The organism is Cupriavidus necator A5-1, from assembly GCF_000744095.1.
Classification (GTDB): Bacteria; Pseudomonadota; Gammaproteobacteria; order Burkholderiales; family Burkholderiaceae; genus Cupriavidus; species Cupriavidus necator_A.
This window is the reverse complement of record NZ_JQLI01000001.1, coordinates 3,091,956-3,117,241: the sequence shown is the minus strand read 5'-3', so window position 1 is coordinate 3,117,241 and position 25,286 is coordinate 3,091,956. Positions and strand designations below refer to the sequence as shown.

The window sequence follows — 25,286 nt, the reverse complement described above, 5'->3', positions numbered from 1 at the left end:
GTCCTTGCGTTGGCAGTTGATCGAGGGTTTCAGGCAAGGCCATGGCGCCTGAGCGTGTCCTGCAGGCCCAGCAGTTCGACCATGGTCGCGCCGCTCTCCAGGCGCTCGCGGATGGCGGCTTCCTTGCGCTCGCGCTCTTCGCTGGCCGCGATCACTTGTTCGACCTCTTCCTGGACCACGGCAACGACGCCGTCGCGGTCGCCCATGATGATGTCGCCGGGGCGCACGACCACGCCGCCGACGGTGACCGGAACATTGACCTTGCCCGGCTGGAACTTGTTGGTGCCCCTGATGCACAGCCCGCGGCAGAACACGGGGAAGCCCATGTCGACGATCGCGCTGGCATCCCGTACCGCGCCGTCGATGACGAGCCCGGCGATGCCGATCTTCTGCGCCGCCAGCGTCAGCAGGTCGCCCCACGGGCCGGCATCGACAAAGCCCTTGGCGTCAATGACCAGCACGTCGCCGCGCTTAGCCTTGGTCAGGGCGTAGTGGATCATCAGGTTGTCGCTGGGCCGGATATCGATGGTCAGGGCAGGGCCGACCACGCGCATCGACGGATCCAGCGGGGCGATGCGGGGATCGACGGCGCCGCGCTGGCCCTGGGCCTCGTGGATGGTGGCGGCGCCCAGGCGATTGAGCGTGTCGAGTTGCGATTGGGTGATTTCGGGCATGGTTGTCTCCGGGTAGTCGAGAGCGACCCTCCCTGCGGGAGGGCGTGGCAGGTTTAATCGTCCAGTGAGTTCAGTGAAAGCGTTCGAGCCGAAACGCCGCGAGTTCCAGCGGCGGCGGCACGTCACGGACCAGGCTCGACACGCACCGTGCGGTGATCGCCGAGGTCGTGAGGCCGCTATGGGCATGGCCAAAGGCATAGAACACGGACGGTGCGTGCCCGACGCGGCCGATCGCGGGCATGCCGTCCGGAAAGGACGGGCGCACGCCCATCCACGGCCTGGCGGCGGCGCCACGGATGCCGGGCAGGTATGCGCGGGCAAGCCGGAACAGCATGCTGGCGCGATCCATGTCCGGCTTCGCGTCGGCATGAGCAAACTCGGCGGTGCCGGCCAGCCTCAGTCCTTCGTCCATCGGCGTTGCAGCGAAGAAGGGTTCGCCAAATACGACCGGGCGGCGCAGCGAGATGCCGGCGTCCGGCAACATCAGGTGATAGCCGCGCTCCGCCGCCAGCGGTACCCGGTAGCCGAGCGCCGCCAGCAAAGGCCCCGACCGGTAGCCCGCTGCCACCACGACGCTCGCGGCGGAATGGGTTCCGGTTGCGGTGACCACTTCCGCACGACCCGGTGCCGCCTGGCGGACAGCGCGCACTTCATCGCGCAGGATCGCGCCGCCCAGCTCAACCAGCCGCCGGGCGTAGTGCTCACCCAGGCCACGCGGGTTGCTGCAGCGCCCGGCGTTCGGATAAAAGATGCCGCCGGCGATGTCCGGGCACAGCGCCGGCTCGAGTTCCCGAACGCTGGCGGCCGACACGCGCTCCGCGGCAAGGCCATAGCTGTTCCACACGGGCAGGGCGCGGCATTTCGCATCGAGGGCGGCTTCGCTTCGGAACGCGACCAGTCCGCCGTCACGGCTGACAAGATGCTGCGCCGATGCCTCCCGCGTCAGTTCGTCGAAAGCCGCGATGGCCTGGCCCGTGAGCGCTGCCATGTTCGACAGCACGGCTTGGTACGGTTGCGGCCGCAGCGCCGCCACGGCGCGCCACGCCCACGGCAACAGCCGCGGCGCATAACGCGGCTGCACGACCAGAGGACCGTCCTTGTCGAGCAGTAGCCGTGGCAGCCTGCGTAGCAGGTCCGGTGTCGCCGGCGGAAAGATGTTCGCTTCCGACAGGTAGCCGGCATTGCCGGACGAGACCCCCGACATTGGCGCGTTGTTGTCGGTGACGGTTACCTGATACCCATCCATGCGCAGCCGCAAGGCGATGGAGAGTCCGACGATCCCGGCGCCGACCACGATGGCGGAGCCCGGCGCGTTGTTGTGTTCCATGATCCGGGGCGTCCTCAATGCGAGCGCAGGTCAGACAGGAAGGCGCGCGCCCGCGGATGCTGAGGCGAGGCAAAGAAGTCGACCGGCGACGCTTCCTCCAGGATCGCGCCCTTGTCCATAAACCAGACGCGATCGGCGACTTCCCGCGCGAAGTTCATCTCGTGCGTGACGCAGACCATGGTCATGCCGTCCCTGGCCAGTCCCTTCATCACGTTCAGCACTTCGCCGACCATTTCCGGGTCGAGCGCGCTGGTCGGCTCGTCGAACAGCATCACCGGCGGGTCCATTGCCAGCGCCCGCGCAATCGCGACGCGCTGTTGCTGGCCCCCGGAGAGCTGCTGCGGGTAGGCCCCCGCCTTGTGTGCCAGTCCGACGCGCTCGAGCAGCGACATGGCCTTGCTCTTTGCCTCGCTCTTGCTCTTCGCCGCGACCTTGACCGGCGCCAGGCAGACGTTGTCGAGCGCGGACAGGTGCGGGAACAGGTTGAACTGTTGGAACACGAACCCGACGTGGCTGCGGAACTTGTTCAGGTTCAGCGCCGGCGAGTGGATGTCCTGGTTGTCGAGCCGGATGGTGCCGTTCTGGATTTCTTCCAGGCGGTTCACTGTGCGGATCAGCGTCGACTTGCCCGACCCCGAGGGGCCGCACACCACCACGACCTGGCCGCGGCCCACTTCAGCGGTCACGTCCACGAGGGCGTGATAGTCGCCATACCACTTATTGACTTTGGAGAACTGAATCATTTTGAATGCTCCGTACGGGTGCGGTCTTGCCGCTGGTCTTTCCACTCCTCCTGCGCGTGACGCGACGCTCCAGGGCGTGCGCCAGCTGGGTCAGGCAGAAGCAGACAGCGAAATAGGTCAGGGCCAGGATCAGGAAGACTTCGAACGGCCGCGTCAGCAGGTTGGTGTTCACCTGGTTGGCGGAGAAGGTCAGTTCCTGCACGCTGATGACATAGCCGAGCGAGGTCTCCTTGATGGTCGACACGAACTGGCTGACGATGCTCGGGATCATGTTGTAGAGCGCCTGCGGCAGGATCACCTTGGTCATGGTCTGCGCATGGCTCAGGCCGAGCGCGCGGGCCGCTTCGGTCTGGCCGCGCGGCAGTGCCTCGATGCCGGCCCGGATCACTTCGGAGAGATAGGCCGCCTCGTAGATCACCAGCGTGCACAGCAGCGTGGTGAAGCCCGTCACGCTCTGGCCAAGCAGGAGCGGCACCAGAAAGTAGCTCCAGAAGATCAGCATCACCAGCGGCACGCCGCGGACAATGTAGACCAGTACCGTGGCGGGCACCCGGAACACCTTCCAGGGCGAGACCCGCGCCACCGCCAGCACGATGCTGATCGGAAACGAGAGCACCAGTCCCAGCACGGACAGCAGCAGCGTCAGCGCCAGGCCGCCGAGCGGTCCGTTGGGGTACTGGCCGAGCAGCAGCAGATGCCAGTTGTCGCGAAGAATATCGATCATGGTTTATCTCGCCGGGATACGCGTGCGTTGCGCCATCGCCGCGCCGATCGCCATCAGGCCGAGGGACACCGCCAGGTAGAACGCCGTGGCCAGCATGTAGGCTTCGAAGGTGCGGAAGGTGTGGTTCTCGACTTCGCGCACGGCATAGGTCATCTCCGCCGCACCCACCGCCATCGCCAGGCTGGTGTTCTTGAACAGCAGCACGGTGTGGTTGATGAAGGGCGGCAGCGCGATGCGGAACGCCTGCGGCAGGATCACGTAGCGCATCGAACCCAGGTAGCTCAGGCCGAGCGAGCGCGACGCCTCGTGTTGCCCGTGCGGGATCGAACGCAACCCGCTGCGGATATCCTCGGAGAAGTAGGCGGCCATGCACAGCCCGATGGCGATGCCGGCGAAGATCATCTCGCCGCCGTTGGCGTTGGCCCAGTTCTGGGCCGCTTCGGGCAGCAGCGTCGGGATGCCGAAGTACCACAGCAGGATATGCACCAGCATCGGCACGTTCTGGTGGTAGGCGACGTAGCCGGCCACGAAGCGTTCGGCGATGGGGTTGCCCGAGACGCGCACGGTGGCGAGCACGGTGCCGAGCACGAAGGCGAGCGTCCAGCTCGAGATCGTGAGCCACGCGGTCAGCTGCAGGCCCTTGAGCAGCTGCTCGCCGTACGGCGCGGCAAGGATCGCGGTGAAGTTGAAGTGGGAAAGCATGGCTTGCTCCTGGAGCGGGGCCGAAATCAACAGATACGGCCCCGCCTTTGTGTTCTCAGCCCTTGATCGGCTGGATGCGGAATTCCCGCTTCATCTGGAACAAGGTCTTGGGCCCCAGCCACTTGTCGAAGATCTGCTGCGCTTCGCCGGACTTCTCCATGTCGGCCAGTGCGGTGTTGACGGCCTTCTCCAGTGCCGGCTCGCCCTTCTTGATGCCCAGCCCCCACGCTTCCTGCCCGAGGGCGGGCGTGATCACCTGGATGTTGCCGGACGGTCCCAGCTTGGCGATAAAGCGGCGCAGCATCGACTCCGACAGGCCGAAGCCGTCGACCTTGCCTTGCACCAGTGCCATGAACGCGGACGGGGCGTCGTCGTAGCTGACGAGCTGGGCCGACGGCAGTACCTTTTGTACGAAGTTCTGCGTGCTCGATCCCTTGATCGTGCTGATCCGCTTGCCGGCGAGGTCATCGCGCTGCCTGAACGCGCCACTGGCCTTGACCGCCAGCTTCTGCTCGCTGACGAAGTAGCTGTCGGAGAAGGCAATCTGCTCGGCGCGTGCCGACGTATAGCCGAGCACCGCAGCCAGGATGTCCACGCGGCCCTGGCTCAGCTCGGGGATGCGCGCTTCGAGCGATACCACTTTCAGCTCGGGCTTTACGCCCAGCGACTTGGCGATGGCCTTGCAGAAGTCGACGTCGTAGCCGGCCAGTTCGCGGGTGGACGGGTCCTGGAAGCCGAACGGCTCCAGGTTGCTGAGCACGCCGCAGACCAGCGTGCCCCGGGACTTGATGTCGGCCAGCTGGTCGGCGTGGGCAGGTGCGGCCATGGCCGCGGCACAGGCCAGTACGGCAAAGCTCGCTTTGATGATGGGCTTCATGGTTTCTCCAGGGGCAGTGGTCTGTGGGTCTTCGTCGTCAGTGGCGCAGGTCCGATTGCGCACCGTGAAAACGATTCTTGCAGATGGATATAATTAGTTAAAGCGACATTTTCAGGCGCTATCTCATTCAAAATTGTGACGAAAGGATGGGGTTACCCCTAAGGCCATGACGACGATCAAGCAACTGGAAGCCCTGGCTGCGATCGCGGAGACAGGGTCGGTGGATGCGGCGGCGCGGCGCCTCGGTGTGGTCCATTCGGCGGTGTCCCGGCATATCCGCGACTTCGAAGACGACTTCGGCTATCCGCTGCTGGATCGCGCCGGACGCACGGTGCGGCTGACGGTGGAAGGGGTTGAAGTGCTCAACCGAGCCAAAGCCGTGCTGATGCAGCGGGACCTGCTGCTGGAGCGGATCGCCAGCAAGGAGGTGCTGACCCGCAAGCTGCGCCTCGGCGTGACCGAGCTGACCGCGCTGACCTGGCTGCCGCGGCTGCTTGAGGCAATCCAGGCGGCGTATCCGCGCGTCACGATCGAGCCGGAAGTCGACTACAGCGTGCATTTGCGCGAGCGGCTGCAGGCCGGACAACTCGACCTCGCCATCCTTCCCGACGCGTTTGCCACCACGGGCTATGTGAAGGACAAGCTGGCCGAGGTACAGAACGAGTGGTTCTGCACGCCGGGCTTGCGACCTGGAACGGGCCGCATGCCCTTGTCCCGGATAAGCGAATACACCTTGCTTACGCAAGGCAACCTGTCGGGCTCCGGCATCCTGATCGGTGAATGGTTGCGACGGCACGGCGTGGTGCCGCGCAATACCATCTCAAGCAACAGCCTGGTCGCGCTGGTCGGCATTGCCGCCTCCGGGCTTGGCGTGGCGTACCTGCCCCGCTCGGTGATCCGGAACCTGCTGGAGTCAGGGCAGCTGGTGGAACTGAACGTCACGCCGAAGCTGCCGCGCGTGCGCTACGTGACGTTGATTCGCTCCGATGTGGCGATGCCATTCCTGCGCAGCGTGGTCGAACTCGCGCGCAGCACTTGCGACTTCGAGCATTCCTATCAAGCACCGGCGACGGACATACGAGAGTGAGAGGGGTTGCATGATCACCATCAAGCAAGTGGAAGCGTTTTACTGGGTCGCCAAACTGGGCACCGTGCAACGGGCCGCGTCCAAGCTTCACGTCACCCAATCCGCTGCGACCAAGCGTTTGCAGGAACTGGAGCGTATCTCGGCGGCGCCGCTGTTCGACAGCTCGGGCAGGAAAGCCGCGCTGACGCCGAAAGGACAGGAACTGCTCGAGCTGTGCGAGAGTTTCCTGGCGGCATCCGCGCGCCTGGAGGAGGTCAAGGCGTCCGCGAAGCACGTTGCGCGCGTCCTGCACATCGGCATTACGGAACTCGTTGCGCTGACGTGGTTCCCGAGCCTGGTGCGAAGGCTCAATGGCGTGTATCCGCAGGTCACGCTGCAGCCGGACGTCGACCTGTCCGCCTCGCTGCGCGACAAGGTGCTGGACGGGCGACTGGATCTGGCGGTGCTGCCCGAAGCCTATATCGTGCCGGCCATGGCATCGGTCAGGCTGCAATCGGTGCCGTTCGGGTGGATTTGTCCGAGCGGCGCTTTCGAGGGCAATGCGGTCGTCTCGCTGCAGGACCTCGCGGCACTGCCGCTGATCGAGCAGGACGCGGGCTCCGGCCTTACGGCACTTTGCGAGACCTTGTTTGCGCAGGCTGGTATCCAGCCCCATCGCGTGTCAGGCAGCAACAGCCTGGTCGCGCTCGCCGGGCTCGTAGAAGCCGGCATGGGGGTGAGCTGCGTGCCTTTGCACTTGTTCGAACAGGAGATCAGGCAGAAGCGCCTGCAGCACGTGCGCACCGACCCGCCTGCGCCGGGCATTACCTACTTTGCCGTGTTCCTGAAGCAACACCAGGCGGCACTCGGTTATGCCGTTGCGGACATTGCCCGGCAGTGCTGCGATTTTGGTGCGAGGCACAGGCAGACAAGGCGCCGGGGCGCGCCGTAGTGGGTCTCTCAGAATTCAGTCTGGGAGAATCGCTGCAGTCCACGTGACGGAATTCGAAGCGTGGCGGCCGGCGTTCGGCAACGAAGGCGAGAGCCTGGTGCAGCTCGCCCGCAAGCATGCGCCCGGGGTGACCATCATCGCCAACGGCAACCTCCATGACCCTGCGCGCGCCATCGAGGTCATGCAGGACGGTGCCGATATCGTTGCGCTCGGGCGCGGCGCGCTGAGCAATCCGGACTGGCCGCACCGGGTGCGGCAGCGGAGTGCGCTGGCTGAGTTCGACCGCGCCGTGCTTGCGCCGATTGCGGATATCAAGGCTTCGGAAATCGCCGCGTGATCGCGCACTAGACGTCAGCCGTATGAAAGGCTGGCAGGACTTCCGCCGCTACCTCCTCGATCACCTCGCGGGGAGGCCTGCCGGAAGCCGGCAGGTTGAGCAGCACGTGATGCGTTCCGCCGTCACGCATGTCCTGCAACAGGCTGACCAGACCATGCCGGCCGACGCTGTATCCAAGCGGTACCGGCGTTGCCGGCGCATTCGGGTTCGCGCTGAGGTCCAGGCGCATGGCAACGCCGAAGGCACGGAACGCATCCGGCGCGGCACGCTCTACCGCCGCTCTCCACATGCTGTGCCGTGCGCGCTGGGCTTCGGCTTCCCGATGGTAGGTAATCCAGCCGCTCGCATGCCGGGCGATCCAGTCAACGCTCTGGCCGCCTGAGCCTACCGCGAGCATTGGGATGCTGTCAGGCAGCGTGGGCAATAGGAATAACGCTGGCGCATCCTGTGCAGCCAGGTCCGGGACGACGCGGGAGGGCAGGGTGACGGCAGCGGCAACGGTCTCCCAGTTGCGCCGGTACAATTCGCGCCGTTCGTCCGTGTCCTTGCCGAAGGCGGCGTACTCGGGAGGCCGATCGCCCGATCCCAGCCCGAGCATGAATCGCTGCTGCGACAGCACGCTGGTGGAGATGGCGCCTTTTGCGATATGCAACGGATGCCGGAGCGTCAGGACGATGGCGCCGCTTACCAGCGCAATTTGCCCGGTCCTGGCTGCCAGCGCGCCAAGAAAGACCCAGGGATCGAGGTGCCCGACCGGGTCGGGATAGTCCGCGCTGTTGAGCGGCACGTCGCGGATCCACAGCGCGCGATATCCCAGGGAGTCTGCCAGGGCCGCCAGCGCAAGTTGCTCGCCGAAGTCGACCACCGTCTCGCCGGCCCTGAGCATGGGCAATACCAGTCCCACCGACAGTTCCTTGTCGCGGAAGACGCGGTGGAACGTACTTGTCTGCCCGGACGGTTTGCCTTCCATCCTGGACTCCTTCTACGCGGCGCGGAGCAAGACTAACATGCTAGCACGGGACCAGGCTCGCGCAGAGGAGGTGGACGGACATGGCGAAGACTTGCGCGGTGACGCGCCTCGCGTGCGTATCAGAGACTTTCTCCGGCCCTGAGCACACCTGCTGCCTGCAGCGATGCGTCCAGCCACGATGGGCGTAGCGCCTTGCCGGAGCGGATGCCGTCGATGCGGCTACGTTCGGCGGCGACTTTGTCGGCTGCCTTGGCGAGCAGGGCAGCGACGTGCTCGCGTTGGACCACGACGACACCGTCCGCATCACCGATAACTAGATCGCCCGGATGGACCGTTACGCCCCCGCACTGGATCGGGTGGTTCACCCGGCCCGGCACGAGCTTGGTCGGTCCGTTCGGATTGGTGCCCACCGAATACATCGGGAACCCTAGTTCGCGGATCTCTTCGGCATCGCGGGCCGCGGCATCCAGGACGACGGCAGCCACGCCGATCGCCTTGCATTGGTTGGCCATGATGGCACCCATCAATGCGCAGGACTGGTCGCCCTTGCCGTCCACCACAATGACATCGCCCGGCCGGGCAATAGCCATTGCGGCATGGATCATCAGGTTGTCACCGGGCCGCACTTCGACCGTGAGCGCCGGGCCGCAGAACCGGCTGCGGCTGTCCAGCGGCGCGATGCGGCCATGCATGCCACCTCTGCGGCCGGCGACATCGGCCAGGATGGAGGATGCGAACCGGGAAGCCTGCGCGACCAGCTCCGGCGAGACCCGCTCAAAGTCACGCTGGATATCGCTCGCTTTGTCTTTCGTTTCCATGCCTGACCTCTCAGTTCAGCGTAACGTTGGCTTCCTTGATGACCCCCGACCACTTGCGCTTGTCAGTGACCAGGAACTCTCGGAACTTCTCTGAAGAGCTGCCCACCACCTCCATGCCGTCCTGGCTCAGGCGCTGTGCAATATCCGGCTGGTGCAGGACTTGCTGGATTTCGCGTTGCAGGCGGGCTATCACGTTGGAGGGCGTGCCTTTCGCCGCGCACAGGCCGGTCCATGCCACCGGGTCGAAGCCGGGGACACCCGCCTCAGCGAACGTGGGGACATCAGGCAGCGATTTCAGCCGCTGCGTGGCGGCCACCCCAAGGACCCGCAGCTTGCCGGATTTTGCATAGGGCAGGGAACTGATCGGCTGGTCGAAAATCAGGGAAACCTGACCGCCCAGCAGGTCTGTCATGGCTTGCCCGGTGCCCTTGTATGGGACGTGGACGATGTTGATGCCCGCGCGCAGCTTCAGCATTTCCCCCGCGAGATGGCCTGCGGTGCCATTGCCCGACGAAGCGAAGTTCACTTTCCCGGGGTTGGCCTTTGCATACGCGACCAGCTCCTTGACGTTGTGCACGGGAAGGGACGCATTGACGAGGGCGATGTATGGCGTATTGGCGATCAGGGAAACGGGGATGATGTCCGTCTGCGGGTCATAGGTCATCTTCTGCAGGAAGGGCTGGATCGACAGCATGCCCGTGGTGCAGATCATCAGGGTATGGCCATCCGCCGGCGCTTTCAGCATGGTGTCGGCAGCAATGTTGCCGCCTGCGCCTGGCCTGTTGTCGATCAGGACTTGCTTGCCCAACGCTTCGGCCAGCTTGGGGGCGATCAACCGGGCCACAATATCGTTCGATCCGCCTGGAGAAAAGCCCACAAGGATTCGAACCGGTTTGGACGGATACGGCTCTTCGCAATGCGCGGCAGTGGCAAGCAGCGACAGGCTTGCCGCTACGATTCGCAGGGCGCTCGGGGAGCACAGACGCTTCAGCAGTGAGTTCATGGCGGGGGCGGGAAGTGGGATTTGCGGAAGGACTTATCGGATCAGTGCTGCAGCGGCTGCGTCGATTCGGCGCGCGCCTTCGGCCAGTTGGTCCATGCTGGTGGCGAATGACAGCCGGAAGTGGGCATCGACGCCGTAGGCGGATCCCTGGAGGACTGCGAGGTCCTGCGATTCCAGCACCCAGGAAACCCAGTCGTCGCTGTTGCGGATCACTCGCCCGTCTGGCGTGCGCGAGCCGAAGAGTCCTTCGCACGAGGCAAAGACATAGAACGCGCCTGCAGGCGCTTCACAGGCAATGCCGTCGATCTTGCCCAAGGCCGCGACCACCGCATCCCGGCGCGCCCGGAACATGTCCCGGTTGGCGGAGATAAAGTCCTGGGGCCCTTCGAGAGCTGCGACTGCGGCGGCCTGGGCGACGGCGTTCGCGCCGGAAGTGCTCTGGGACTGCAGCTTGACCATTGCCTTGACCAGTGCGGCGGGGCCACCGGCGTACCCGATCCGCCAGCCCGTCATGGCATAGGCTTTTGACACGCCGTTGATGGTGAGCGTGCGATCCTTCAGTGCGGGCGCGGCCTGCGCCATCGTGACAAAGCCGGCCTCGTCATACATCAGGTGCTCATAGATGTCGTCCGTCATGACCCAGACATGGGGATGACGCTCCAGCACGGCGGCGAGCGCGACCAGTTCTTCGCGGGAGTATGCGGCGCCGCTCGGGTTGTTCGGTGAATTCAGGATCAGCCAGCGGGTCCGCGGTGAGATGGCGCGTTCGAGCGCCTCCGGCGTCAGCTTGAAGCCGTTCTCCGCCTTGCAAGGCGCGAACACCGGGACGCCGCCTGCGAACAGCGTGATATCCGGATACGAAACCCAGTACGGTGCGGGAACAATGACCTCGTCGCCTTGCTGCACGGTGCAGAGGATCGCGTTGAAAATCACTTGCTTGGCGCCGGTGCTGATGATGATCTCATTGGTGCTGTAGCTCAGCCCGTTTTCACGCTTGAACTTGCGCGCGACAGCCTCGCGCAGATCGGCGGTACCGCCTACGTCGGTATAGCGTGTCTTGCCTGCGACCATCGCTTCCCAGGCGGCTTCCCGGATATGCAGCGGTGTTTCGAAGTCGGGCTCCCCCGCCGTCAGGCCAATGACGTCGCGGCCGGCGGCGCGCAGCTCGCGCACACGTTGGCCTGCCATGGAGCTCGGGGAAGGCTTGATTCTGTTGAGGCGGTCGGTGAGAGGAAGCATGGATACTCGCGCGGGGCTGAACTTGCGAAAAAGTATCTGCTATCGATCTCTGTCCAACAAACGAGGAATTAGATGACGGAGGTATTCCTTTTTTTCTTGGGCTGCGGCCTGCGGATGCGAGAATAGGGCAGGTCGATCCAGCCCCCATCCACCATCATGAATGTGACGTTCAAGCAGCTCGAGGCGTTTTACTTCAGCGTAACGCTCGCCTCATTCAGCGCTGCGGCCACCAAGCTCCATACCACGCAGTCCGCCATGTCGAAGCGGATCAACGAACTCGAACAGGCGTTGCGCGTGCAGCTGGTCCATCGCATGCCCAAAGGCCTGGTACCAACCCACGCGGGTTCGCGGCTGTTGATCCTTGCGCAGGACGCGATGCGCCTCAGGGAGAGGATCGCGGCCGAGGTGGGGCAGGCGGACGAGGTCGCGGGGACGTACCGCATCGGCGTCACCGAGCTGATTGCCCTGACCTGGCTGACCGAACTGATACGGGAACTCAAGCGCAGGTATCCGGCGCTGCAGGTTGAGCCGGTCGTGGACGCCGGCATGAACCTGTTCGATGACCTGGAGGCCAACAAAATCGATCTGGCCATCCTGCCCGGGACGTTCTGGGGCGATGCCTACAAGACCGTCGAGGTGGGGCGCGTGGAGGACTTGTGGATGGCAAGCCCGCGGCTGGCATTGCCGGACAGGCCACTGCAGCCGGAGGAATTTGCCGACTATCCCGTCCTGGAACAGGCCGCCGGCTCAGCCAAGAATACCTACTACGGCCCATGGCGCCGCGAACATGGATTCCGGTTCAGGAAGGTCTTTTCGACCAACAGCCTGACCGTGCTCAGGGAGCTGACCATCGAAGGCCTTGGCATCAGCCAGCTGGCTCTCGACTACTTCGCCCCGGATATTGAAAGAGGCCTGCTGCGCGTCGTGCCAAGCGAGCCGATGCCCCCGCCGCTGGTGTACTCGGCGGTGTTCCGCAACGACGCCTTCACCCGCGCGCTCGATGTGATCGCAGAGGTCAGCCAGCGTGTCTGCGATTTCCGGCGCGGCCCACACGATCTCGCGGCTGCCGCTAGCTGAGCCGTGCCGGCGCTCCGCGGGCTGGCCGCGGCCGGGCCTGGGCCTCGCGCCGCCGGCCTGCGTTCGGCCCAGCCGTATGACCCATTCGATAAATCCGGATTCCCTCCGGTGCCGTTATCCCGCACTCTAGTCTCCGTTTGATAAACCGACCGGCGCGACAAGCAAGCACGCGCCGGCGACATGGAGACGGTGATATGGGCGTTCAAGCGGGTAAGGCCATGCTGGCCGGTATGAAGTGGATCACGGGCGGGGCGCTCGGACTGGCGTTTTCCGCGGGGGCGCTGGCGGCAGACGCTTATCCGTCCAAGCCGATTACGCTGGTGGTGCCGTTCTCGGCCGGCGGCCCGACCGATGTGGTGTCGCGGGCGCTTGGGCAGGCCATGTCGAAGGAGCTGGGGCAGAGCGTTGTCGTGGAAAACAAACTCGGCGCCGGCGGCACGGTGGCGGCCGCATTCGTGGCGCGGGCGCAGCCGGATGGCTACACCATCCTGATCCACCACAATGGCATGGCGACGGCGCCGGCGCTGTACAAGAAGCTCTCCTACAGCCCGCTTAAGGATTTCGAGTACATCGGGCAGGTGGCGGATGTGCCGATGACGCTGCTGGGCCGCAAGGACCTGCCGCCGGCAAACGCGGCGGAGCTGATCAAGTACGTGTCGCAGAACAAGGAGAAGGTCTCGCTGGCCAATGCCGGCCTTGGCGCGGTTTCGCAGCTATGCGGCCTGCTGTTCGAGGAGGCAGTCAAAGTCAAGATGACCTCCGTTCCCTACCAGGGCACCGGCCCCGCGCTGACGGCATTGCTGGGTGGGCAGGTGGACCTGTTGTGCGACCAGACCACCTCGACGCTGTCGCATATCAACGCCAATCGCGTCAAGCTGTATGGCGTGACGACGCCTAGCCGCATCAAGGCGCTGCCCAATGCGCCGACGCTGCAGGAAGGCGGCCTGAAGGGCTTCTCGATGAAGGTCTGGCACGGGATCTATGCGCCCAAGGGCACGCCGCCCGCGGTCACCGCCAGGCTGACCAAGGCGCTGCAGCAGGCATTGAAGGATCCTGCCGTGGCCAAGCGGCTTGACGACCTGGGTGCGGAGGTCGTGCCGGTAGACAAGCAGACGCCGGAGGGGCTGCGGACCTGGCTCAAGGCGGAAAGCGACAAGTGGCAGCCGCTGCTGAAGACCATGAAGGTGGAGGCCGACTGACATCCTGCAGCCGGTAGCGCGCCAGCGCTTCCGTTCCGTTGGACCTTGAATGTACGCCGCGCGGCGATGGCTGCGCGGCGTACTTGCGTTTACGCGGCGATTTCTTCGGCGCGGAGCTTCGGGTTAACACCGCAGTAGTAGCCCCAGGCATGCCACCCCTTGATAGCAGCAGCGGAATTTTCTATTTCACCGTCGCCACGGTTGCTCGCTACCATCGTTTCAAAGGGTGTCGCCGCGCAATGCGCCATCCAACCAAAACTATCTACCTGGAAGAGACATGAAACGCTTGCTTGCTCAAGTGGGGATCGGTGCGCTCATTTCGTTCAGCGCGCACGCCCAGGCTGCCTATCCCGACCATCCCGTCCGGCTGGTCGTAGGCTTCGCCGCCGGCGGCAGCACCGACGTGGTGGCGCGCATCGTGGCGAACAAGCTCGGCGCCTTGCTCGGGCAGTCGGTCGTGGTGGAAAACAAGGCAGGGGCCGGTGGCACCATCGCGACTGACGTGGTCGCGAAAAGCCCGGCGGACGGCTACACGCTGTTGTTCGGCACCAGCTCGCACGCCATCAACGCCACGCTCTACAAGAAGCTGCCGTACGACCCGGTCAACGCGCTCGTGCCCGTCTGCGTAGTCGCGGCGGTGCCGATGGTGCTGGCGGTCAATCCCTCGGTCAAGGCGAACACGGCGAAGGAGCTGGTCGAAGACATCAAGAAGAATCCGGGCAAGTACAGCTACGGCTCTGCCGGCAAGGGGAGCGCCGTCCATATGGCGGTCGAGCTGCTGCGGTACCAGGAGCACCTGAGCCTCACTCATGTACCGTTCCGCGGCGCCAGCCAGGCGATCCAGTCGGTGATTTCGGGCGATATCCAGCTCATCACCGATGCGGTGTCGACGGCCGCGCCGATGATCCAGTCCGGTCGCCTGAAGGCGCTCGCGGTAACGACGGCAACGCGCTCCAGCGTGCTGCCCAACGTGCCGACGATGAAGGAAGCGGGCTACGCCAACTATGAAACGTCGCTGTGGAACATGGTGATGGTGCCAAAGGGTACGCCGGCCCCAATCATCGAGAAGCTGAGCACCGCCTTGCAGGCGGTGGTCAAGGATCCCGAGGTGCGTCAGCGCATGGAGAAGATCGGCGTGCAGCCGATCATGGATTCCAGTCCGGACAAGGCAGCCAGGTTTGTCCAGGCGGAGACGCGCCGCTGGGCAGAAGTCATCAAGGCCGGGAACATCGAGCTTGACTGACGTGGCGCCGCCGCTGCGTCAGTCGCTGACCCAGGTGGCGCCCGGCCATGCCCCGTCGACCACCAGCCGCTTCATCAGCGCGACCAGCTCCTCGGAAACGAAGCCGGCCGCCGGTGTCGGCCGCCGCGTGGCGGCGTGCGCGAGCACGATGCGGCGCGAGAGCTTGGGCGAGACGATCGGGGCGCCGGCAAGGATGCCGTCTTCCATTTCCTCGGACACCGCGGAGCTGGGCAGCACGGTGTGGCCGAAGCCCTTTGCCACCAGGTTCTTCTGCACGGCCAGGGAGTTGGTCTCGACCGCGATCGTGGGGCTGAAGCCGGCGACCGCGCAGGCATGCTCGACCACGCTGCGCAACCCGTGCGGAGCGTTGGGCAGGATCAGCGGCAGGTCGCGGAAGCGCTCGACGGTTTGCTCCTCGCCTGGCGCAAGCGTGCCTGCCGGTCCCACCAGGTAGAGCTGTTCATCGAGCAGTGCTTCGACCTGCAGGCCGGGAGAGCTCTTGGTGTCGTAGAGCAGGGCGACCTCGACGTCGCCGGCCTCGAGCCACTGGAGCAGGTTTCCTGCGTAGCCCACGTTGATGCGCACCACCAGTTGCGGATGCCTGGCTTTGACTGTGGCAACCAGCTCCGCTGCCAATAACTCACAAGTGCTGGGGAGAAGCCCAATGACGGCCGTGCCAGTAATCGCGCCCCGCGCCGGAATGATCTCTGCCTTGGCGCGGTCGAGTTCCTGCAGCGCCCTGCGGCCGTATTCGACCAGCGTCCGGCCGGCCTCGGTCAGGACCATCCCGTGGCGCTCGCGCTCGAACAGTTCGACACCTAGTTCCTCCTCGAGCAGGCGCACGTGCCTGGAAACCGCCGGCTGCACGATGCGCAGCAGCTCGGCCGCCTTGGTGGCACTGCCGGTCTCGGCGATGGCTAACAGGGCGCGAAGCTGCTTGATGTCCATATCTCTGAAGGCTCCAGGCCGGCATTCAACTTTGTGATTGCAGGCATCAATTAATTGTATTTCATATCGCTAGCTAGTCAACTCTATGATAGCAAACGTTGTCCCCCTTTCCTCTACTTGCGACCATGACGACTAACAACTCTGAGCCCCTTGCCTGGCAAGAGGACATCTTCCAGGCCCTCAAACAAAACGGCGTGCGCCAGGTGGCCTACGTGCCCGACGCCGGCCACTCGCACGTCATCCGACGCGCCAAGGCCGACCCGGAAATCCGCGACGTGGTGCTGACCACCGAAGAAGAAGGCGTGGGCGTCGTCAGCGGCGCCTGGCTGGGCGGAGACCGCGCCGTGCTGCTGATGCAGAGCAGCGGTGTCGGCAACTGCGTGAACATGTTCTCGCTGCTGGAGAGCTGCCAGTTCCCATTCTTCACCCTCGTGACCATGCGCGGCGAGTACGCTGAGTTCAATCCCTGGCAGAACCCGATGGGCCTGGCCACCCAGCGCGCGCTGGAGCTGATGGGCATCACGGTCTATCGCGTGAACTCGCCGGATGAAGCCGCCGAGCTGGTCGACGCCGGCCTGGTTTCCGCCTTCGACGCTGGCAACCGCGTTGCCGTTCTCCTGTCCCAGAGCCTTATCGGCCGTAAAAAGTGGATGCGCTGATCCTATGACTACCTCTACCTCCAAGCCCGCCAATCCCGGCCTTGACCGCCGCAACTTCGTTGCCGAACTGCTGAAGCAATTTCCTGACGCGCTCGTGGTATCGGGCCTCGGTTCGCCTTCATACGATGTGTTTGCCGCCGGCGACCGTCCCGGCAATTTCTACCTGTGGGGCGCGATGGGCGGCTCCACCTCGCTGGCGCTCGGCCTTGCCATCGCGCAGCCCGAGAAAACCGTGATCGCCATCACCGGTGACGGCGAGCAGCTGATGGGCATCGGAAGCCTGGCGACGGCAGCGGCGCAGCAGCAGAAGAACCTGAATATCGTGATTCTCGATAACGGCCACTTCGGCGAGACCGGTATGCAGCAGAGCCACACCAGCCTCGGCACCAACCTGGCCCAGGTGGCGAAGGCTGTCGGCGTGCCGACGACGCTCGAAATTTCCGATATCGATGAGCTGGGCAAGCTCGCGCAAGTCATCAAGCAGGCCGACGGCATGACCGTGGCGCAGGTCTATATCTCGACCGACGAGCCGCAGCGGGCGCTGCCGCCGCGCGATGGCACCTTCGTCAAGAACCGTTTCCGCGAGCATCTCGGCTTCGCGCCGTTCTAGCCTGCCAACCCGAACCCGGAAAGCACTGCGCCATGAAGCAGTATCAAATGTTCATCGACGGCACCTTCGTGAATGCGAGCGATGGCCGCTGGTTTGAAACCCAGAACCCCTATACTGGAAAGACCTGGGCCGAAGTGGCCCGCGGCACCGAAGCGGATGTCGACCGCGCAGTGCAGGCGGCCGACGTGGCGTTCCGCTCCGGCCCGTGGTCAGAGATGACGGCGACGCAGCGTGGCGCGCTGCTGCGCAAGCTCGGCGACCTGATTGCCCGGGATGCCGAGCGGCTGGCCGAGTTCGAGGTGCAGGACAACGGCAAGCTGCTGGCGGAGATGGGCGCGCAGCTCAAGTACCTGCCGCAGTGGTTCTATTACTTCGGGGGCCTGGCCGACAAGATTGAAGGCACGGTCATTCCCCTGGACAAGAAGGGCTACTTCAACTACACGCGGCGCGAGCCGCTGGGCGTAGTGGCGGCCATCACGCCGTGGAACTCGCCGCTGATGCTGCTGGCGTGGAAGATCGCGCCCGCCCTGGCCGCGGGATGTACCGTGGTGGTGAAGCCGTCGGAGTTCACCTCCGTGTCGGCGCTTGAGCTTGCGCTGCTGTTCGAGGAAGCAGGCTTTCCCGCGGGCGTCTTCAACGTCGTGACCGGGTTTGGCGCGGAGGTGGGCTCGCCGCTGGTGACCCATCCGCTGGTCAAGAAGGTGACCTTTACCGGTTCCGATGCCACCGGGCGCGTGATCAACCAGCAATGTGCGGCGCAGTTCAAGCACGTGAGCCTGGAGCTCGGCGGCAAGTCGCCGAACATCGTCTTCAACGATGCGAACCTGGATGACGCGGTCAACGGCGCAGTCTCCGGCATCTTCGCTGCGAGCGGCCAGACCTGCATCGCCGGTTCACGGCTGCTGCTGCAGGAAGATATCCACGATGTCTTTGTCGGGAAGCTGCTGGCACTTGCCAGCACGGCAAAGCTGGGCAACCCGATGAATGCCTCCACGCAGGTGGGGCCCATCACGACGCCGGCGCAGTATGAAAAGGTGCTGTCGTATATCAAGATCGCACAGGATGAAGGCGCGGAACTGCTGCTCGGCGGTAAGCCGGCGTCCTGCGGCGAGGGATGGTTTGTCGAGCCGACCATCTTCGCCAGGGTCTCGCCCGGGATGCGCATCGCGCAGGAGGAGGTCTTCGGGCCGGTGCTGTCCATCCTGAAGTTCCGGGACGAAGCCGAAGCCATCGCGATTGCCAACGACAGTTGCTACGGGCTCGGCGCCGGGGTCTGGACCTCCGATATCGGCCGGGCCTTCCGCATGTCGGAGAAGATCCAGGCGGGCACAGTCTGGGTGAACACCTATCGCGCCGTCAGCTTCATGTCGCCGTTCGGCGGCTACAAGGACTCGGGCCTCGGCCGGGAAAACGGCATCGCCGCCATCGAGTCGTACCTGCAGACCAAGAGTGTGTGGATCAACACGGGGGTCGCCACCGGCAATCCGTTCACCATCCGCTGATTCCTGTTTTTCCCAAGCCTCATCGCCTGCAGCACGTGCTGCAGGGGAGGGGACCGTTTTGCCCACAAATACAAAGAGGAGACGCAAATGCGCAAGATCACAGCAGTCGCGATGGCTGCACTCACGCTGTCCGTGACCGCAACCAGTGCTTTCGCGGACCAGCTGGCGGACATCAGGCAGCGTGGTTCGCTGGTTTGCGGCGTGCTCGGCACCGTGGAGCCCTTCAGCTTCAGCAATCCGCAGACTCGCGAGGTGCAGGGCTATGACGTCGACTTCTGCAATGCCATCGCCAGGAGCCTAGGCGTCAAGCTCGAACTCAAGCAGATCGCCGTGGCCGCTCGCATTCCCGAGCTGCAGCAGGGGCGCGTCGACATCCTCGCGGCCGCGCTGGGCTGGACGCCCGAGCGGGCCCAGCAGATCGCCTACAGCGACCAGTATTACGTCAGCCTGACCAAGGTTGCAGTGAAGCGCTCCGAAGGCTTCAAGTCCGTCGCCGACCTCGCCGGCAAGCGCGTCAGTGCCAACAAGGGCTCCACCTCCGAGACTGCCGTGAAAAAGGCAGTGCCGACGGCGAGCACGGTGACATTCCAGGACGCCCCCACCGCCTTCCTGGCGCTGCAGCAGGGCCGCGTCGAGGGGCTCGCACTCGGCGAGATGATGCTGGTCAAGTTCAAGCTGCAGTCCGACCCCTCCACGCCGATCGAAATTCTCGAGCCTCCGGTCATGCACGAGCAATGGGGACTGGGCATGCGCAAGGGCGAGAGCGCCTTCATCACCCACGTCAATGGCGTGCTCCAGTCGATGGAGAAGTCCGGCGAAGCCTCGAAGATCTTCGACAAGTGGCTGGGCAGTAGCACCGCGTACAAGTTGCGACGTGACTTCAAGGTAGAGCAGATCAAGGGTTGATCCCGGGCGGGCCGGCTCGGTGCCGGCCCTTTTTTTGTCGACCTACTTTGTACGCGCATGAACCTGGATTTCTCAATTCTGTTGCAAGGCGAGTACCCCCGCCTGATCGCCGGCGGCCTAGTGACGATGCTCGAACTTGCCGTACTCGCGTGGATGCTGGCGCTGGCGCTCGGGACCGTGCTGGCGGTTATCCGCCTCAGCCATGTCCGCTGGGCCCAGGCGGCCGTGGCCGCCTACGTCGAATACCACCAAAGCGTTCCCATCCTGGTCCAGATCTTCCTCTGGTACTTCGGCATCCCGACGCTGCTGCCGGAGGGCGTCCAGCAGTGGTTCAACAAGAACCATAGCGAGTTCGTCTTTGCGTTCATCGCGATCGGACTGTGCATGGCGGCCTACATGTCCGAGGATCTCCGCGGTGGTATCCGGTCGATCCCCAAGGCACAGCTTGAGGCGTCACGCGCGCTGGGCATGACCTACCTGCAGGCATGCCGGAAGGTGATCCTGCCGCAGGCGATCCGCATTGCGCTGCCGCCGTTGATCAGCCACACGGTGCTGCTGTTCAAGAACACCAGCCTGGCCATGACGATTGGCGTGCTGGAGCTTACCTACGTCACCCGCCAGATCGAGAGCGATACCTTCAGGACGGTCGAGGTCTACCTGTTCACGACGCTCGCATACCTAGGGATATCCGTGCTGATCATGACTTGTGGCACGGCACTCGAGCGCCACTACCAGATCAAGGCGAGGTGAGCATGGAAAGCATCATTTCGATTCTTCGCGACAACGGGGAGATGCTTCTCCTCGGCCAGTACCCGCACGGGCCGCTTGGCGGGCTGGCCATCACGCTGCTGTTGTCCGCGCTGGGGCTGGTACTGGCCTTCCCGCTGGGCGTGGCCGTTGCGCTGGCGCGCATTTCGCCGTTCCGCTGGCTACGCTCGCCTGCCATCGGGTTTATCTACCTGGTGCGCGGTGTCCCGCTGATCATGTTTATTCTCTGGGTCTACTTCTTCGTGCCCGTGCTGACAGGCAGGGCGGTCAGCGGTTTCACCACCATGCTGGTGACGCTGGTGCTTTATGAGGCGGCTTACCTGGCGGAGATCGTGCGGGCCGGCATCGAGGGGTTGCCTAAGGGGCAGACCGAGGCAGCCCGTGCGGTAGGCCTGACCTACATGCAGACCATGGTCAAGGTGGTGCTGCCGCAGGCGCTCTACAACATGATTCCGTCAATGATCAGCCAGTTCATTTCGATCATCAAGGACACCTCGCTGGCCTATGTCATCAGCGTCAACGAACTGACGTTCGCGGCCAACCAGGTCAACACCATGCTGCTGACCAAGCCGTTCCAGGTGTTCCTGATCCTGGCGGTGGTCTACTTCGTGCTCGGCTTTGCCCTGAGCAGCCTGGCGCGCCATGTGGAACGCCGTATCGCAAGCAAACGTGCGGGGACTTCCTCGAAACCAACGAAGCGGCCGGCAGTGCCGCAGACGGTGGCCGCCGAGTAACCGGCGCTACATGGAGACATTCGCAATGCAATACGCAGCAGCATCGAAGCAGCCAATGATCAGCTTCAAGGGCATCAACAAGTGGTACGGCGGCTACCACGCCCTGGACGATATCTCGGCGGAGGTGTCGCGGGGCGAGGTCATCGTAGTCTGTGGCCCGTCCGGTTCTGGCAAATCCACGCTGATCCGTACGGTCAACCGCCTGGAGGAGATCCAGGCCGGAACCATCGAGTTCGATGGCCAGGACATCAATTCGCCGACGGTGGATATCAACAAGTTCCGCAGCCACGTGGGTTTTGTCTTTCAGAGCTTCAACCTGTTCCCGCATATCTCGGTGGCGGAGAACATCATGCTGGCGCCGGTGACTGTGCTCGGCAAGAAGAAATCGGAGGCAAGGAATCGGGCCGGACAGTTGCTGGAGCGAGTGGGATTGGCGAACAAGGCCGATGCCTATCCGGGCCAGCTCTCCGGCGGACAGCAGCAGCGGGTTGCCATTGCAAGAGCCCTGGCCATGGACCCGCCCGCCATGCTGTTCGACGAGCCCACCAGCGCATTGGATCCGGAAATGGTCGGTGAGGTCCTTCAGGTGATGAAGAGCTTGGCGCGCGACGGCATGACCATGATGTGCGTAACCCACGAGATGAATTTTGCACGCGAGGTAGCCGATCGCGTGTGGTTCATGGACCACGGAAGCCTGGTGGAAAGCGGCACACCTGACAGCTTCTTCTCGAAGCCGCAGAGCGATCGTGCCAGGAAGTTCCTGTCGGACCTGCGGAATCACTGAATCCGGATCCCGGCCGACGGCCCGGATCCGCCTTGCCAACGTATATCTCTGCGACGTAATCATGGAAGACTTTGACATCCAGCACATACAGGCGGCCGCCGAGCGCTTGTCCGGATACATCACCCGCACTCCAATCATCGAGTCGCCGATGCTGGATGCCGCTTGCGGCTGCAATGTGTATGTGAAAGCCGAGTCGTTGCAGCGCACCGGGTCCTTCAAGATCCGGGGCGCGCTGAACAAGATGCTCTCGCTGGATGCCGACAGCCTCGGGCGGGGCGTCGTCACCTACTCGGCGGGTAACCATGGGCAAGGCGTTGCGGCCGGCGCCAGGCTCATCGGCTGTCCGGCGGTGATCGTGTTGCCCACAACGGCCGCCGCCATCAAGATCGAAAGCTGCCGCTGGTGGGGCGCGGAAATCGTGCTGTACGACCCGGACACGCAGGAGCGTGAACAGGTGGCACGCCAGCTCATGGAGGCGCGGGGATTGACTTTCATCCCACCGTTTGACGACTACGACATCATGGCGGGGCAGGGCTCGGCAGGGCTGGAAATCTGCGAGCAGCTCGAGGCGCGCGGGGTGGCGCCTGACGCCATCTTGGTGAATTGCAGCGGTGGCGGTCTTGCCTCGGGGGTGATCACCGCAGTGAAGTCGAGATGGCCGCGGATAGAGGCCCACATTGTCGAGCCGGCCGGTTTCGAGAAGATGGCGCGCTCACTGGCGAGCGGGGTACCACAGAGGAATGATCCGGTGCCGAAGACGGTCATGGACGGAATTGCCGGCCCGGTCGCAGGTACCCGGCCGCTCCATGTGCTGTTGCGCCATGAGGTGAAGGGCCTGGGCGTGAATGACGAGGAGGCGCTGCGCGCGGTATCCACGGCTTTTCGCCTGCTCAAGCTGGTGGTGGAGCCAGGTGGCGCCGCCAGCCTGGCGGCGCTATTGGAGAACAAGGCAGACCTGGCCGGAAAGACCGTTGTCGCAATCTGCTCGGGTGGCAATGTCGATCCAGGGGTCTACGCGCGGGCGCTTGCCGGTCAATAGCGGGGAGACGCGGGGGACGTCTTATCCCCCAATGTTCGCCGGGCTCCCGCCCGCCGCCTGCGCCACTTCGATCAGTTCATCGATCAATGCTTTGGCGCAGCCGGGCAACCCTTCCAGTTCCCGCACGATCACCGCACGCTCCCGTATCGCCCACGGTTCATGCAGTTCGATGATTTCAATCTTCATCGTCTGCTTGTGACGCAACGCCGCGGACAACGGCACCACGCCAATGCCGACGCCGGCCTCGATCATCCGGCACATGGCTTCAAAGCTCCGGATCTGGATGCGGATCTGGAGCTTGCGCCGCTGGTCGCGCACGAGTTCGGTAAGAAAGGCGTGCAGGGTGCTGCCTTCATGCAGGCTGACATGCTCGTAGTCGAGCGTGTCGTCGAAGGTGAGGTCTTGCTTCTGGGTCAGCGGATGGCCGACCGGTGTCGCCAGTACCAGCTTGTCCGTACTGAAATGGATGACCTCCAGCCCTTCCGAATTCAGTGGCCCGGAGATGATGCCGAGATCCGCGCTGCCGTCCAGGACCCCGCGGATGATGTCCCGCGTCAGGCGTTCCTGCAGGTCGACGGTGACGGCAGGGCGCTCCGACATGAAGCGCGCCAGCACCTCCGGCATGAACTCCGTGACGGCCGTCGTGTTCGCAAAGATGCGGATATGGCCGACCGTGTCCTTGGAATACTCCTCGAATTCGCTTTTGACATGCTCGAACTGGCGCTCGATCACACGGGTATGCCGCAGCAGGCGCTCGCCGGCGGGTGTCAGGGCGAGGCCTTTGCTCTCGCGGTAGAACAGGCGGGTGCCCAGCTGATCTTCCAGCGCCTTGAGCCGTGCGCTGGCCGCGGCGGGCGACAAGAATGCCTTTTTCGCCCCGCGCGACAGGTTTTCCTCCTCGGCGATGCGTGCAAACAGCCTGAGGTCGGCAAAATCAAAATGCATATGCGCTCCTTCCCCTGCACTGTATCAAGGCGTCACATTTGTCGCAAACCGGGCCAGGCCCCCCAGGACGGCTGGTGGTTTCGGCACAGGCGAACGGTCGCTTCGAGAAAACGAGATTTACTGAAGCTTCCGTCGCTGCGAGACTCTCTGCGAGGCGAACTGCATCGCCGACCGAATCCCAGTCGTTCTTTGCTGCCATGGCAGTCTGAACGCAATCTTTCCCGAAAAAAGGCTGTTATGCGTCCCCTCGATGGCATTACCGTGGTTTCCCTGGAGCATGCAATCGCTGCGCCGTTCTGTACCCGCCAGCTCGCCGACCTGGGCGCGCGCGTGATCAAGATCGAGCGACCCAAGGTCGGCGACTTTGCCCGCGGCTATGACGAGAGAGTGGACGGCATGTCGTCGCACTTCGCCTGGACCAACCGCTCCAAGGAAAGCCTGGCCCTGGACCTGAAACACCAGGAAGCGCCGGCCATCCTGCAGAAGATCCTCGACAAGGCTGACGTGCTGGTCCAGAACCTGGCGCCGGGCGCCGCCGACCGGCTCGGCCTGTCCTACGAAGCGCTGTCGCAGCGCTATCCCGGCATCGTCGTCTGCGATATCTCCGGCTATGGCAACGATGGCCCCTACCGGGACAAGAAGGCCTATGACCTGCTGATCCAGGCCGAGTCGGGCTTCGTCTCCATCACCGGCACGCCGGAGAGCCCGTCCAAGGCAGGCTGCTCGATCGCGGACATCGCCGCCGGCATGTACGCGTACACCAATATCCTGGCGGCGCTGCTGCAGCGCGGCAAGACGGGCAAGGGCGCCCATATCGACGTATCGATGCTGGAAAGCATGGTCGAGTGGATGGGCTATCCCCTCTACTACGCCTTCGACGGCGCCACGCCGCCGCCGCGCGCCGGCGCCTCGCATGCAACCATCTTCCCCTATGGCCCGTTCACGGCCGGCGACGGCAAGACCATCATCCTCGGCCTGCAGAACGAACGGGAATGGGAGGCCTTCTGCCGGGTCGTGCTGGAACGGCCGGAGCTTGCCACCGACGCGCGCTTCGTCACCAACTCACAGCGGGCCAAGAGCCGCGAGGAGCTGACGCAGATCATCACCGACGTCTACTCCGCACTGACCATCGACCAGGTGGTCGAGCGGCTGGAGCGCGCCCAGATCGCCAACGCCCGCATGAACGATATGCGCGATGTCTGGAACCACCCGCAGCTCAAGGCACGCGAGCGGTGGACGTCGGTTTCGTCGCCGGTGGGCGTGATTCCGGCACTGTTGCCGCCCGGCCTGCCGAATGCGTTCGAGCCGCGCATGGACGCCATCCCGGCCCTGGGCGAACACAGCGAAGGCATCCTGCGCGAACTCGGCTACACCGCCGACGACGTGTCGCGCCTGCGCACCGAAGGCGCCATCTGATCCTCCGGCCGGACCACGGCCGTT

The 25,286-nt window shown here is 64.3% G+C and carries 27 protein-coding genes; 15 read left to right on the top strand and 12 right to left on the bottom strand.

All coding sequences use genetic code 11. The features are described 5' to 3' along the window. Nucleotides 1–29: 29 nt before the first annotated feature. The 6 genes from K307_RS13875 to K307_RS13850 form a co-directional block, all read right to left on the bottom strand. Nucleotides 30–674, bottom strand: coding sequence for a 4-carboxy-4-hydroxy-2-oxoadipate aldolase/oxaloacetate decarboxylase (locus tag K307_RS13875; protein ID WP_042878951.1), 645 nt, complete (start codon nucleotides 672–674; stop codon nucleotides 30–32). 70 nt (nucleotides 675–744) lie between these two features. Then, a complete protein-coding gene (locus K307_RS13870) occupies nucleotides 745–2,001 on the bottom strand; it encodes an NAD(P)/FAD-dependent oxidoreductase (RefSeq protein ID WP_042878950.1) in 1,257 nt (418 codons plus the stop codon). Between the two features lie 14 nt (nucleotides 2,002–2,015). Beyond that, nucleotides 2,016–2,744: an amino acid ABC transporter ATP-binding protein gene (locus K307_RS13865; RefSeq protein WP_042878949.1), complete on the bottom strand. Its 729-nt coding sequence runs from the start codon at nucleotides 2,742–2,744 to the stop codon at nucleotides 2,016–2,018. Then, nucleotides 2,719–3,468: an amino acid ABC transporter permease gene (locus K307_RS13860; RefSeq protein ID WP_042878948.1), complete on the bottom strand. Its 750-nt coding sequence runs from the start codon at nucleotides 3,466–3,468 to the stop codon at nucleotides 2,719–2,721. Before K307_RS13860 ends, K307_RS13865 begins: the two co-directional genes overlap by 26 nt. A gap of 3 nt (nucleotides 3,469–3,471) precedes the next feature. Further along, nucleotides 3,472–4,170, bottom strand: a complete 699-nt coding sequence (locus K307_RS13855) for an amino acid ABC transporter permease (RefSeq protein WP_042878946.1) — start codon at nucleotides 4,168–4,170, stop codon at nucleotides 3,472–3,474. A gap of 55 nt (nucleotides 4,171–4,225) precedes the next feature. Further along, nucleotides 4,226–5,047 (bottom strand): ABC transporter substrate-binding protein, encoded by an 822-nt coding sequence (locus K307_RS13850; protein WP_042878944.1) that lies wholly within the window; start codon nucleotides 5,045–5,047, stop codon nucleotides 4,226–4,228. A gap of 166 nt (nucleotides 5,048–5,213) precedes the next feature. On the opposite strand from K307_RS13850, the gene K307_RS13845 reads away from it, so the two are divergent. The 3 genes from K307_RS13845 to K307_RS13835 are packed head-to-tail and all read left to right on the top strand — an operon-like array spanning nucleotide 5,214 to nucleotide 7,402. Next, nucleotides 5,214–6,134, top strand: coding sequence for a LysR family transcriptional regulator (locus K307_RS13845; RefSeq protein ID WP_042878942.1), 921 nt, complete (start codon nucleotides 5,214–5,216; stop codon nucleotides 6,132–6,134). Nucleotides 6,135–6,144: 10 nt separating this feature from the next. Next, nucleotides 6,145–7,065, top strand: a complete 921-nt coding sequence (locus K307_RS13840; protein WP_051974873.1) for a LysR family transcriptional regulator — start codon at nucleotides 6,145–6,147, stop codon at nucleotides 7,063–7,065. Then, nucleotides 6,986–7,402 (top strand): tRNA-dihydrouridine synthase, encoded by a 417-nt coding sequence (locus K307_RS13835; protein WP_155301147.1) that lies wholly within the window; start codon nucleotides 6,986–6,988, stop codon nucleotides 7,400–7,402. Before K307_RS13840 ends, K307_RS13835 begins: the two co-directional genes overlap by 80 nt. Nucleotides 7,403–7,409: 7 nt before the next feature. Here the strand turns inward: K307_RS13835 and K307_RS13830 are convergent, their stop codons facing one another. The 4 genes from K307_RS13830 to K307_RS13815 all read right to left on the bottom strand — a co-directional run bounded on the left by K307_RS13830 (nucleotide 7,410) and on the right by K307_RS13815 (nucleotide 11,432). Next, entirely contained in the window at nucleotides 7,410–8,372 is a 963-nt protein-coding gene (locus tag K307_RS13830) for a TIGR03571 family LLM class oxidoreductase (RefSeq protein WP_042878938.1), read from the bottom strand. A 119-nt stretch (nucleotides 8,373–8,491) separates the two neighbouring features. Beyond that, entirely contained in the window at nucleotides 8,492–9,190 is a 699-nt protein-coding gene (locus tag K307_RS13825; RefSeq protein ID WP_042878936.1) for an RraA family protein, read from the bottom strand. A 10-nt stretch (nucleotides 9,191–9,200) separates the two neighbouring features. Further along, nucleotides 9,201–10,034: a Bug family tripartite tricarboxylate transporter substrate binding protein gene (locus K307_RS13820; protein ID WP_419187120.1), complete on the bottom strand. Its 834-nt coding sequence runs from the start codon at nucleotides 10,032–10,034 to the stop codon at nucleotides 9,201–9,203. A 192-nt stretch (nucleotides 10,035–10,226) separates the two neighbouring features. Beyond that, nucleotides 10,227–11,432 carry a pyridoxal phosphate-dependent aminotransferase gene (locus K307_RS13815; RefSeq protein WP_042878932.1) on the bottom strand — a complete coding sequence of 402 codons (1,206 nt, stop codon included), beginning with the start codon at nucleotides 11,430–11,432 and terminating at the stop codon, nucleotides 10,227–10,229. Between the two features lie 156 nt (nucleotides 11,433–11,588). Here K307_RS13815 and K307_RS13810 point away from each other — a divergent pair, with 156 nt between their 5' ends. The 3 genes from K307_RS13810 (at nucleotide 11,589) to K307_RS13800 (ending at nucleotide 14,951) form a co-directional block, all read left to right on the top strand. Further along, nucleotides 11,589–12,509, top strand: a complete 921-nt coding sequence (locus tag K307_RS13810) for a LysR family transcriptional regulator (protein ID WP_042878930.1) — start codon at nucleotides 11,589–11,591, stop codon at nucleotides 12,507–12,509. A gap of 194 nt (nucleotides 12,510–12,703) precedes the next feature. Beyond that, nucleotides 12,704–13,708, top strand: coding sequence for a tripartite tricarboxylate transporter substrate-binding protein (locus K307_RS13805; protein WP_042878928.1), 1,005 nt, complete (start codon nucleotides 12,704–12,706; stop codon nucleotides 13,706–13,708). A 277-nt stretch (nucleotides 13,709–13,985) separates the two neighbouring features. Next, nucleotides 13,986–14,951 carry a Bug family tripartite tricarboxylate transporter substrate binding protein gene (locus tag K307_RS13800; RefSeq protein ID WP_042878926.1) on the top strand — a complete coding sequence of 322 codons (966 nt, stop codon included), beginning with the start codon at nucleotides 13,986–13,988 and terminating at the stop codon, nucleotides 14,949–14,951. Nucleotides 14,952–14,969: 18 nt separating this feature from the next. Here the strand turns inward: K307_RS13800 and K307_RS13795 are convergent, their stop codons facing one another. After that, nucleotides 14,970–15,899: a LysR substrate-binding domain-containing protein gene (locus tag K307_RS13795; RefSeq protein WP_042878924.1), complete on the bottom strand. Its 930-nt coding sequence runs from the start codon at nucleotides 15,897–15,899 to the stop codon at nucleotides 14,970–14,972. A 125-nt stretch (nucleotides 15,900–16,024) separates the two neighbouring features. Between K307_RS13795 and K307_RS13790 the strand changes: the two genes are divergently transcribed. The 8 genes from K307_RS13790 (at nucleotide 16,025) to K307_RS13755 (ending at nucleotide 22,901) form a co-directional block, all read left to right on the top strand. Then, nucleotides 16,025–16,558 carry a thiamine pyrophosphate-binding protein gene (locus tag K307_RS13790; RefSeq protein ID WP_042878923.1) on the top strand — a complete coding sequence of 178 codons (534 nt, stop codon included), beginning with the start codon at nucleotides 16,025–16,027 and terminating at the stop codon, nucleotides 16,556–16,558. 4 nt (nucleotides 16,559–16,562) lie between these two features. Next, entirely contained in the window at nucleotides 16,563–17,168 is a 606-nt protein-coding gene (locus tag K307_RS13785) for a thiamine pyrophosphate-dependent enzyme (protein ID WP_042878921.1), read from the top strand. A gap of 32 nt (nucleotides 17,169–17,200) precedes the next feature. Then, nucleotides 17,201–18,670 (top strand): aldehyde dehydrogenase, encoded by a 1,470-nt coding sequence (locus K307_RS13780; protein ID WP_042878919.1) that lies wholly within the window; start codon nucleotides 17,201–17,203, stop codon nucleotides 18,668–18,670. Between the two features lie 87 nt (nucleotides 18,671–18,757). Further along, nucleotides 18,758–19,576, top strand: a complete 819-nt coding sequence (locus K307_RS13775) for an ABC transporter substrate-binding protein (protein WP_042878918.1) — start codon at nucleotides 18,758–18,760, stop codon at nucleotides 19,574–19,576. A 57-nt stretch (nucleotides 19,577–19,633) separates the two neighbouring features. Continuing rightward, nucleotides 19,634–20,326, top strand: a complete 693-nt coding sequence (locus K307_RS13770; RefSeq protein WP_042878917.1) for an amino acid ABC transporter permease — start codon at nucleotides 19,634–19,636, stop codon at nucleotides 20,324–20,326. Nucleotides 20,327–20,328: 2 nt separating this feature from the next. Then, on the top strand, nucleotides 20,329–21,078 hold the full coding sequence (locus K307_RS13765; RefSeq protein WP_042878915.1) for an amino acid ABC transporter permease: 750 nt from the start codon (nucleotides 20,329–20,331) through the stop codon (nucleotides 21,076–21,078). A gap of 55 nt (nucleotides 21,079–21,133) precedes the next feature. Next, on the top strand, nucleotides 21,134–21,862 hold the full coding sequence (locus tag K307_RS13760) for an amino acid ABC transporter ATP-binding protein (RefSeq protein WP_042881998.1): 729 nt from the start codon (nucleotides 21,134–21,136) through the stop codon (nucleotides 21,860–21,862). Nucleotides 21,863–21,923: 61 nt separating this feature from the next. Continuing rightward, nucleotides 21,924–22,901 carry a threonine ammonia-lyase gene (locus K307_RS13755; RefSeq protein ID WP_042878913.1) on the top strand — a complete coding sequence of 326 codons (978 nt, stop codon included), beginning with the start codon at nucleotides 21,924–21,926 and terminating at the stop codon, nucleotides 22,899–22,901. Nucleotides 22,902–22,922: 21 nt separating this feature from the next. Here K307_RS13755 and K307_RS13750 read toward each other — a convergent pair whose 3' ends face one another. Beyond that, entirely contained in the window at nucleotides 22,923–23,846 is a 924-nt protein-coding gene (locus K307_RS13750) for a LysR family transcriptional regulator (protein WP_042878912.1), read from the bottom strand. 237 nt (nucleotides 23,847–24,083) lie between these two features. On the opposite strand from K307_RS13750, the gene K307_RS13745 reads away from it, so the two are divergent. Beyond that, the gene (locus tag K307_RS13745) at nucleotides 24,084–25,262 is read left to right on the top strand and encodes a CaiB/BaiF CoA transferase family protein (RefSeq protein WP_042878911.1); all 1,179 of its coding nucleotides are present in this window, start codon (nucleotides 24,084–24,086) and stop codon (nucleotides 25,260–25,262) included. Nucleotides 25,263–25,286: the final 24 nt, after the last annotated feature.